General features: G+C 71.6%; 8 protein-coding genes. 7 read left to right on the forward strand and 1 reads right to left on the reverse strand.

Annotation, left to right across the window (positions count from 1 at the left end; all coding sequences use genetic code 11):
• Both AB0K09_RS23445 and AB0K09_RS23450 read left to right on the forward strand, forming a co-directional pair.
• Positions 1-948: amino acid permease (locus AB0K09_RS23445; RefSeq protein WP_366067341.1), on the forward strand; the 948-nt coding region annotated here is incomplete at its 5' end.
• Between the two features lie 55 nt (positions 949-1,003).
• On the forward strand, positions 1,004-1,927 hold the full coding sequence (locus AB0K09_RS23450) for a MurR/RpiR family transcriptional regulator (protein ID WP_366067342.1): 924 nt from the start codon (positions 1,004-1,006) through the stop codon (positions 1,925-1,927).
• A 236-nt stretch (positions 1,928-2,163) separates the two neighbouring features.
• Here AB0K09_RS23450 and AB0K09_RS23455 read toward each other — a convergent pair whose 3' ends face one another.
• A complete protein-coding gene (locus AB0K09_RS23455) occupies positions 2,164-2,616 on the reverse strand; it encodes an NTP pyrophosphohydrolase (protein WP_366067343.1) in 453 nt (150 codons plus the stop codon).
• Positions 2,617-2,720: 104 nt separating this feature from the next.
• Here AB0K09_RS23455 and AB0K09_RS23460 point away from each other — a divergent pair, with 104 nt between their 5' ends.
• The 5 genes from AB0K09_RS23460 to AB0K09_RS23480 all read left to right on the forward strand — a co-directional run bounded on the left by AB0K09_RS23460 (position 2,721) and on the right by AB0K09_RS23480 (position 9,672).
• Complete coding sequence (locus AB0K09_RS23460; RefSeq protein WP_366067344.1) at positions 2,721-3,830, forward strand: hypothetical protein; 1,110 nt, start codon at positions 2,721-2,723, stop codon at positions 3,828-3,830.
• Positions 3,831-4,228: 398 nt separating this feature from the next.
• Entirely contained in the window at positions 4,229-5,665 is a 1,437-nt protein-coding gene (locus tag AB0K09_RS23465) for a glycosyltransferase family 2 protein (protein WP_366067347.1), read from the forward strand.
• Positions 5,662-6,666, forward strand: coding sequence for a glycosyl hydrolase (locus tag AB0K09_RS23470; protein ID WP_366067345.1), 1,005 nt, complete (start codon positions 5,662-5,664; stop codon positions 6,664-6,666). Before AB0K09_RS23465 ends, AB0K09_RS23470 begins: the two co-directional genes overlap by 4 nt.
• A gap of 32 nt (positions 6,667-6,698) precedes the next feature.
• Positions 6,699-8,558 carry a glycosyltransferase family 39 protein gene (locus tag AB0K09_RS23475; protein WP_366067346.1) on the forward strand — a complete coding sequence of 620 codons (1,860 nt, stop codon included), beginning with the start codon at positions 6,699-6,701 and terminating at the stop codon, positions 8,556-8,558.
• A 208-nt stretch (positions 8,559-8,766) separates the two neighbouring features.
• Positions 8,767-9,672 (forward strand): UTP--glucose-1-phosphate uridylyltransferase, encoded by a 906-nt coding sequence (locus tag AB0K09_RS23480; protein ID WP_366067348.1) that lies wholly within the window; start codon positions 8,767-8,769, stop codon positions 9,670-9,672.
• The last annotated feature ends 66 nt before the right edge of the window (positions 9,673-9,738 follow it).

The following is a 9,738-nucleotide window of genomic DNA, read 5'->3' on the forward strand; positions in this document are numbered from 1 at the left end:
GTCGGCGTGAAGGTCACCGTCGTCCTCTTCGTCATCATCGCCGGTTCGTTCTTCATCAGCGGTGCCAACTACGAGCCGTTCGTCCCGCCGTCCAAGGGCGCCGCGGCCGGCGGCGGGCTCGCGGCGCCGCTCATCGAGCTGATCTTCGGCTTCACGCCGTCCAACTTCGGCGTCATGGGCATCTTCGCGGCCGCCGCCGTCGTCTTCTTCGCCTTCATCGGCTTCGACATCGTCGCCACGGCCGCCGAGGAGACCCACAACCCGCAGCGCGACGTGCCGCGCGGCATCCTCGGCTCCCTCGCCATCTGCACCGCGCTCTACGTCGCCGTGTCCATCGTCGTCACCGGCATGCAGAAGTACAGCGACCTGTCCACCGACGCGCCGCTCGCCGACGCCTTCAAGGCCGTCGGGCACCCCTTCTGGGCCGGGCTGATCAGCTTCGGCGCGGCCGTCGGCCTCACCTCGGTCTGCATGATCCTGCTGCTCGGGCAGAGCCGCGTCTTCTTCGCCATGAGCCGCGACGGACTGCTGCCGAGGTTCTTCTCCACCGTCCACCCCCGCTTCGGCACGCCCTACCGCTCCACCCTGGCCCTGGGCCTCGTGGTGGCCGTCGTCGCGGGTTTCACCTCCATCGACGTGCTCGCGGAGCTCGTCAACATCGGCACGCTCTTCGCCTTCGTCGTCGTCGCGCTCGGCGTCATCATCCTGCGCCGTTCCCGGCCCGACCTCCCGCGGGCCTTCCGCACCCCCTTCGTGCCCTACGTGCCCGTGCTGTCGGTGATCGCCTCGATCTGGCTGATGCTGAACCTGCCGGCCGAGACCTGGGTGCGGTTCGCGGTGTGGATGCTGCTGGGCTCCGGCCTGTACTTCGTCTACGGGGCGCGGCACAGCCGGGTCGGCCGGGCGGCCGGGCGGCCCGCGCGGCCCAGGGGGGAACGGAGCCTTTAGCCCCCTTCGCCCGGTGGGCTATGTTGAGCCGGAGAGGCGATAAGGAGGCACGCCGGTGCCATCAGGGCAGCAGGCACGCGCGCAGGCGTCGGCGATCACGCCCGGACGACGGTCCCCGGAGGCGGAGCCGCCGCCCGCCGAGAAGGTGCGCGCCCTGTTCGGGGGGCACCGGCTCTCGCCCGCGCAGCGGCGCATCGCGCAGTACATCACCGACCACCTCACCGAGGCCGCCTTCCTGTCGATCACCGACCTCGCGGAGCGGGTGGGCGTCAGCCAGCCGTCGGTGACCCGCTTCGCGACCTCGCTGGGCTTCAGCGGCTATCCCGGGCTGCGGGAGGCCTTGCAGCCCATCGCCCTGACCGCCCTCGCCGGCTCCCCGGAGGCCAGGGAGCCGGACCGCCGCAACGAACTGCAGGCGGCCGTCGACGCCGAGATCGAGAACCTGGCGAGCCTGCGCCACGTCTTCGCCGACCCCGACCGGGTGCTGGAGGTCGGCCGCGAGCTCGCCCGCTCCGTGCCCCTGACGATCCTGGGACTGCGGATCTCCGTCTCGCTCGCCGAGTACGTGGCGTACGCGGCCCGGCGCATCCACCCCGACGTGCGCCTGGTCTCCCGCGGCGGCAGCGTGGCCTACGACGCGCTGCTCCAGGCGCGGGAGGCCGGCGGCACCTGGGTGCTGGCCTTCGCCATGCCGCGGCACGCCCACGAGACCCTGGCGGCGATGCGGGTCGCGCGCCGCACGGGCCTGCGGGTCGTGCTGATCACCGACGTGACGCCGGGCCCGCTCGCGGACGAGGCCGATGTGGTCTTCACCGCGGGCACCGGCTCGCGGCTCGTCTTCGACTCCTACGCGGCTCCCGGCGTGCTCTCCGCCGCCCTCCTCCAGGCCATGGCCGACGCGGACCCGGAGCGCACGCAGCTCCGGCTGGAGAAGTACGAGCAGGCCGCCGAGCAGCACGACTTCTTCCTGGACCGCTGACGCCGGCCCGCTGACGCCGGACCGCTGAGGCCTGACCCGCCGAGGCCCGACCGGGGGCCGCAGCGCGTGTCCCCATCGTCACCCACCGAATGAAAATTTTCTTACCCTTGCGTACTCGGCGGTATATATATTTACTGCTTGTGGCGCCTGGGACTCCTGGGAACGGCACCCTCCTCGTCGATCCCGAGGACTCCCTCCGGGCGTTCGTTCCCCTCGGACGCCCCCGGCGGTCCCGGTCACTCCCCTCCTGGACCGGGGCCGCCGGTCGCCGCCACCACGCGGGGGCCGGTCACCTCGGCGCCCAGCGCCCGTACGCGCCGGCGCAGCTCCCGGTCCGCCGTGATCACCACGCAGCGCCGTCCCGGGGCACGGTCCGCCACGACACGCACGATGCGGTCGTCGCCACTCTCGCCGGGACCGGCCGCCTCGACCCGCACCCCCGGCACCCCCTCCGTCCGGCGCGCGGCCCCCTCGACCACGAGCACCACCTCCAACGGGCCCGGCAACGGCGGTTCGACGTCCGCCTCCGGCAGCCCGTGCTCCGCCGGCGCCACCAGCCGGTCCCGCAGGCGCTCCGCGGCGCCGAGGCGGTCCCGCCACCAGCCGTTCGGCACGGATCCGACGACGTTCGCGGCGTCGACGACGAGCAGGACGGGTGCGGCGGGCTCACGAGTCGTGTCGGCACTCATATCGGCAGCCTCCCACGGCCATTCCGCCAGAATGGGCCGTCACTTCGCGATGTTATGGTCGGGGGTCGATTGAATTTGGGCTCCAAGAGAGGCTGGCAGCGGTCATGGCAGTGCGGACGGCCACCCCCACCACCGGCTGGTTGACCCGGGGGAAGGACGGCCGGCTCACGGCCTACGCCCCGGCCGCCGGCGGTTTCACGCGCTGGACCGAGGTCCGCCCCGGCGGCCCCGAATGGACCGGGCCCGAGCACTTCGCCGTCCCCGGCCTGGATCCGTACCTCTCCATAGCCCGTAGCGCCGAGGGCTACGTCTACCTCACCGGCGTACGGCGCCGCGAGGTCGAGACGCCCGACGGGCACAAGCGGACCGAGACCGACATCGTCTACGCCACCCAGTTCCAGCCGGGCCGTTCCCTGACGCCCTGGCGTTCCATCGGCACGCCCTACGGCCAGGACTGGGACCGCGCCGCGCAGGTCGGCCCGCCCACGATCGTCGTCGACTCCGCGGGGCCGCACGTCTTCGTGCGCAACGCGGGCGGCGGCGTGTGCGGCCGGCGCCAGGACGCGCGCGGAATCTGGGGGCCCTGGGCCGACCTGAAGGGCAGTCACGTCCTGGAGACGCTCTCCGCCGCCGCGACCGCCGAGGGCCGTGTCGAACTCCTCGCCACCGCGAGCGAGTACGTCCTGCGCTGGCGTCAGGAGGAGCCGGGTGGCCCCCTGCGGCGCGTCCTCAACACCCCCGCCAAGCCGCTCGCCGGCTCGACCTCCGTCCCCGTCGGCGACGGGCGCGTCGCCCACTACTGGCGCTCCGCCGCCGACTCCGCCCTGCACACCCAGTGCGCCGACGCCCCCACGGGCGCGGGCAGCGAGGCCGGAGCCGAGGCCCCCGTCCCCGCGGCCCTCGGCTCCCTCGCCACCGGAGGCACCGGCCCGGTCGCCGTCCTCCACACCACCCTGGACGACCGCCCCTGCGTGGTCCTCGCCCAGCGCGCCGCCTCCGGCCTCCCGGCCGTGGCGGCCCACCCCGCCGACGAGGCCGTCCCGGCGGGTGCCGCCTGGTCCGAGACGGGCGAAACCTGCGCCGGGACCCCGGCCTTGGCCCTCGACGCGCATGACCGCGTGGTCGTCGCGGCGATCGGCGCGGACGGCGCCCTGCGCGTCGCCCGCCAGGAGCCCGGGGCCGGGCTGAGCCTGGGGGAGTGGCGGCGGGTCTAGCGGGTCCGGGCGGGTCCGGCACGGCGAATGCCTCACGCGTGCCGTTTCCGCCCCATTCACACGACGTAAAGATCGAAATCGGAATGCAGCACCCGTAGGCTTTACTTCCCCTTTACCTGTATATAATTCCGTTCGCTCATCGGCCTTGACCGCTGGGCGTGTTGCAGGGCGGGTAGTCGGGCCAGGGGCTCGGGGGAGTGTGAATGAGTGCAGTTCAGCCTGCCCGTGCGGGCGGGCACCGGTCGCGCGTCGGCGGAGGCCGGCGGCGGGCCGGGCGCGGGGAGGTCGTACCCGGGGGACTGCTGCCCCAGCCGCCCACGGAGCGTGAGAAGTACGCCTACGCCAAACGGCATCTGTGGGTGCTGACGCTCAGCTCGCTGGTCAGCTTCTGCTGCCTCGTGGTGAGCCAGTTCAAGCTCGCGTCGTCGACGCCGATGCTCTGGGTGTATGTGCCGCTGCTGGTCTTCACGGTGGTCTACTACCTGATCTCGCTGCGGGTGAACGCCTTCACCCGCGACTTCGACCTCAAGGCCCACCGGCGGCTGGTCCGCGACTGGCAGCCCGCCGAGTACCCGTCGGTCGACGTCTTCCTCCCCGTGTGCGGCGAGCCCATCGAGGTGCTGCACAACACCTGGACGCACGTGCGCGCGCTCGCCGACCGCTACCCCGGGGTCTGCCTGCCGTTCGTGATGGACGACGGCGCCGACCCCGAACTGGAGGCGATGGCGGCCGATTTCGGCTTTCGTTACGGAACCCGCCCCAATCGCGGCTGGTTCAAGAAAGCCGGCAACATGCACTTCGGTTACGGGCAGTCGGACGGAAAGTACATCCTCATCCTCGACGCCGACTTCGCGCCCCGCGCCGATCTCCTGGAAGAACTCCTCCCCTATATGGAGAACGACGACCGCATCGGCATCGTGCAGTCGCCGCAGTTCTTCCGGGTGCTCGACTCGCAGAACTGGATCGAGCGCGGAGCCGGGGCCGTCCAGGAGCTCTTCTACCGTTCCGTCCAGGTGTCGCGGCAGGGCAGCGACGGCGCGATCTGCGTCGGCAGCTGCGCCGTCTACCGGCGCGCGGCGCTCGACGAGAACGGCGGCACGACGCTGATCGAGCACTCCGAGGACGTGCACACCGGATTCGATCTGCGCAATCTCGGCTGGGACCTGCGCTATGTGCCGGTCGCGGTGTCCACCGGGGTCTGCCCGGACTCCGCCGGCGCCTTCTTCAACCAGCAGTACCGCTGGTGCTCCGGCTCCATGAGCCTGCTGTCCAGCCGGAAGTTCTGGAAGGCGAGGATCAGGCTCTCCAGCCGGCTGTGCTACATGTCCGGGTTCTTCTACTACATCCACACGGCGCTGTTCACCTTCGCCGCCCCGGTCATCCCGATCGTGCTGCTGCTGGCGATGCCGGACAAGCTGAAGGTCGAGCACCTGCTGCTGGTCCTGCCGAGCATCCTGTACACCACCATCATCTTCCCGATGTGGCACAAGGCCCCCTACCGGCTGGAGGCGTGGGCCGCCCGCATGATGTACGGCTGGGCGCACGTCTTCGCCATCTGGGACATCCTCCGCAAGAACCGCATGGGCTGGCAGCCGACCGGCTCGTCCGGCGCCAAGAAGAACAAGACCCGGCGCTTCTGGATCGGCATGTGGGTGTGGAGCGGTGGCACCGCGGTCGTCTGGGTGGGCGCCGCCGTCTGGCGCATGCTCACCATGTACGCTCCCGACTTCTCGCTGATCCTGTCCACCGGTCTCTTCTACGCCCTGGTCGTCGGCCGGGTCCTGATCCAGCCCCGGGCGGAGAGCCCCCAGAACACGGAGAACGCCGCAGCATGAGATCCCGTCTGGCCCGTGCCGCGGTCGCCGTGCTCCTGGTGGGCGCGATGGCCATCGGCCTCTCCGGCTGCGCCGAGCTGATATCCGGCGGCGAGGCCACCGGACGCTCCGTGGACCTGCCCCCGCCGTCCGAGGACATCATCCGGCCGTTCGACATCCAGCCCCTCGTCCAGCCCCGCAGGAAGTTCTTCGGCGCCGCGCTGGAGGACGCGCCGTCCTCCATGGCCGGGGCCGACAAGTACGCCGAGCTGGTGGGCAAGCGCCCCGACCTGCTGGAGTACTACGCGGCCTGGGGCGACGACTACAACACCGCGGGCGTCCACAAGGCCTGGAAGACCGGCGCGATGACCGTGGTCTCCTGGGAGCCGGACGACACCACCATCGCGGACATCGCCGACGGCAAGTCGGACGCGTACGTCAAGCGGTACGCCGAGTCCGTGCGCAACCTCAACCTCCCCATCGTCATGAGCTTCGCCGACGAGATGAACGGCCACTGGGAGAAGTGGGGCACCAAGTACGTCAAGGCCGCCGACTACGTCCGGGCCTGGAAGCACGTGCACGACGTGTTCGTCGACGCCGGGGCCGTGAACGTCATCTGGGCCTGGTCGCCGAACATCATCAACCCGGTGAAGAAGATCGACATCCATGACTACTACCCGGGCGACGACTACGTCGACTGGGTGGGCATGGTCGGCTACTTCACCCACGACCAGCCCTACACCTTCGACGCGGTCTTCGGACCGACCATCGCCAAGGTACGCACCTTCACCCGCAAACCGCTCCTCGTCCTGGAGACCGCGGCGGACACGGACCCCAAGCGGCGCAGCGCCATCGTGAGCCTCTTCAAGGGCATCAAGGCCCGCAAGGACGTCGTCGGATTCATCTGGTTCGACTACAGCAAGCGCGCCGACTGGCGCCTGGTCGCCGACACCCCGGCGCTCGCCGAGTTCAAACGGCTCGCGGCGGACGACACCTTCGGCTTCGACGTGCGGAAACCATGATGGAGCCTTCGAACAACAATCCCGGGACACGAGTGAACCGCATACCCGAGCAGCGGGCCGGGCACGGGGCCGAGCACGACGACGCCTACTACGGGCTGGGCTGGACCGGCGGCCAGGTGACCGGTCCCGAGCAGCAGTCGTACGACGAGTTCGACGAGTACGACCGGCAGTGGCAGGGGCAACCCCAGGGCCGGCCGCTGCCGCACGCGCAGTGGTTCGGCGCCGGCCCCGGGCAGCCGCACGACACCCCGCACGAGCACACCTCCGCGCCGGCCGAGCCGTACGCCGCCGAGCAGTACACCGCCGAGCCGTACGCCGGGACCGAGGCCGGGGCCGAGGGGGCGGACGAGCCGGGCTACCGCATCCCCCCGACACCCGACGCGGGCTGGGACATGGCCGACAGCCGCCGCCGCGGCTGGGTCAGCCGGGCCGTGCTGCTGTGCGTCCTGGTCGTCCAGGCGGTGCTCTCGCTGCGGCTCGCCAACACCGCCTTCCAGGACGAGGCGCTGGCCCTCTACACGGGCCACGTCGAACTCGACCACCTGCTGCACGGCACGGCGCTGCCCGACGGCTACGACCGGCACTTCTCCGGCTCGCCCGTCCTCTACCCGGTGCTGGCCGCCTTCGTCGAGTCCTCCCTCGGACTGGCCGGGGCACGGGCGCTGAGCCTGGTGCTCACGCTGGGCACCACGGCGCTGCTGTACTCCTTCACCCGGCGCATGTTCAACGAGCGGGTGGCGCTGCTCGCCTCCGCCATGTTCGCCGTCACCCAGTCCACGATCGTGCTGGGCAACCTCGCGACCTACGACGCCGCGGCCGGCTTCCTCCTGGCGGTCGCCGCCTGGATCGTCGTGCGCACCGGCCGGGCGCCGCTCTTCGCCGTGCTGCTCGCCGCCCCGGTGGCGGCACTGGCCGTGGCCGTGAAGTACGGCGCGGTGCTGTACGTGCCGACGCTGCTGGTGCTCGCCGTGCTCACCGCCTGGCCGCACCACCGCGGACGGTCGGCCCTGCGCGGCCTGCTGCTGTTCCTGGGTGTCGCCGCACTGGCCGGCGGCTGGCTCTTCGCCACCGGCACCCTGACGGCCGTACAGGACACCGTCCTCGTCCAGCCGCACGGCATCGACGGCGTCACCGACCTGCTGAAACGATTCGGCGCCTGGAGCGGGCTGCTGTTCCTCACCTCCTGCCTCGGCGCCGTGTCCTACGTGCGCCGCGGCCGGATGAACGAGTCCCCCCGCTCCCTGGAACTGACCGGACCCGGCTGGCGCTGGCGGGCCCTGATCGGCCTGCTGCTCTGCGGCACCGCCCTGATCGCCCCCGCCTGCCAGATGTACGTGGGCGACGGCGAGTCCCTGTACAAGCACGTCGGCCTCGGGCTGCTCTTCGCCGCGCCCATGGCCGGCATCGGTGTCAGCCGCCTGGTCGGCGCGCACTTCCGCTACCCGCAGCTGGGCATCATGCTCTGGGTCGGCATGCTCTGCATGGGCATCGCCCAGTCGGACTGGCGCTTCGGCGTCTGGCCCGACTCCACCCACCTGGTGCAGGCGCTGCGCCCGCAGGTCGACGGCAAGGGCCGCTACCTCAGCTCGGCCCGCGAGGTGCCGCTGTACTACCTGCGCGACCGCACGAGCCCGGGCCAGTGGACCTCCACGTCCGAGATCAGCTACAAGGACCCCGCCGGCACCGTCCACACCGGCAAGGACGGTTACCGCAGGGCGCTCGCCGACGGCTGGTTCGACATCGTCGTGCTCGACGGCCTGCACACCTCGACCGGCGAGGACCTGCTGATCGCCACCGAGCTCAGGAGCAACCCGCACTACCGGCTGTCCGCCACCGTCCCGTTCAAGACCTCCTCCGGCACGGGGGTCTACCGCATCTGGACGCGGCGTTAGGGGGTGTCCGGTGGGTCTGCGCGGCGTCGCGACGCCTGGCACCAGCACTCGCGGCGTTGTCGTCGGTCGCCGACGCTCCGCGTCGACTCCCTCCTCCGCCTTGCGATCGCAGGCGCCAGACGCCGCTCCTTCACCCGCGCAGACCCACCGGACACCCCCCAACCGTCCCGTGAAGACAAGGAGAGCAGTGGCCCCGGCCACGCCCGCCATGCAGACATCCGCCCCCGCCCCCGTGGTCAAGGCCGTCATCCCCGCCGCGGGCCTGGGCACGCGCTTCCTGCCCGCCACCAAGGCGACGCCCAAGGAGATGCTGCCCGTCGTCGACAAGCCGGCGATCCAGTACGTCGTGGAGGAGGCCGCGGCCGCCGGACTGAGCGACGTGCTGATGATCACCGGCCGCAACAAGCGCGCCCTGGAGGACCACTTCGACCGGGCCCACGAGCTCGAGTCCGTGCTGGAGGCGAAGAACGACCACGAGCGCCTCGCCCTCGTGCGCCGCTCCAGCACGCTGGCCACCGTGCACTACGCCCGCCAGGGCGATCCGCTCGGCCTCGGGCACGCGGTCCTCGCCGCCGCCTCGCACGTGGGGTCCCACCCCTTCGCGGTGCTGCTCGGCGACGACCTCATCGACCCCCGGGACCCGCTGCTCTCCCGCATGATCGAGGTGCGCGAGCGGCACGGCGGCAGCGTCGTCGCCCTGACCGAGGTGCCCCGGGAGCGGGCGCACCTCTACGGCTGCGCGGTGGTCGGGCCGAAGACGGAGGAGGACGTCCTGCGCGTCACCGGGCTGGTGGAGAAGCCCGCCCCCGGCACCGCGCCCAGCGGCTACGCCGTGATCGGCCGCTATGTGCTGGACCCCGCGGTCTTCGGCGTCCTGCGGCGCACCGCGCCCGGGCGCGGCGGGGAGATCCAGCTCACCGACGCGCTCCACGAGCTGGCGACCACCGGCGCCGGCGGCCCGGTGCACGGGGTGGTCTTCCGGGGCCGGCGGTACGACACGGGGGACCGGGCCGACTATCTTCGGGCCACCGTGCGGCTGGCGTGCGAACGTGCCGACATCGGCCCGGAGTTCCGGGCCTGGCTCAAGGAGTTCGCGGCCACCGAACTGTCATGACGTCGTAGGTGAAAGGACGCACACGAGATGTCCCCCACCCGCAGACGCACGTTCCTCCCGGCCGCC

Source organism: Streptomyces sp. NPDC049577, assembly GCF_040675635.1.
GTDB lineage: Bacteria > Actinomycetota > Actinomycetes > Streptomycetales > Streptomycetaceae > Streptomyces.

Excerpts from the sequence above, each read along its gene's own strand:
- AB0K09_RS23455 (WP_366067343.1), bottom strand. The coding sequence starts at position 2,616 with ATGAGTGCCGACACGACTCGTGAGCCCGCCGCACCCGTCCTGCTCGTC.
- AB0K09_RS23460 (WP_366067344.1), top strand. The coding sequence starts at position 2,721 with ATGGCAGTGCGGACGGCCACCCCCACCACCGGCTGGTTGACCCGGGGG.
- AB0K09_RS23470 (WP_366067345.1), top strand. The coding sequence starts at position 5,662 with ATGAGATCCCGTCTGGCCCGTGCCGCGGTCGCCGTGCTCCTGGTGGGC.
- AB0K09_RS23480 (WP_366067348.1), top strand. The coding sequence starts at position 8,767 with ATGCAGACATCCGCCCCCGCCCCCGTGGTCAAGGCCGTCATCCCCGCC.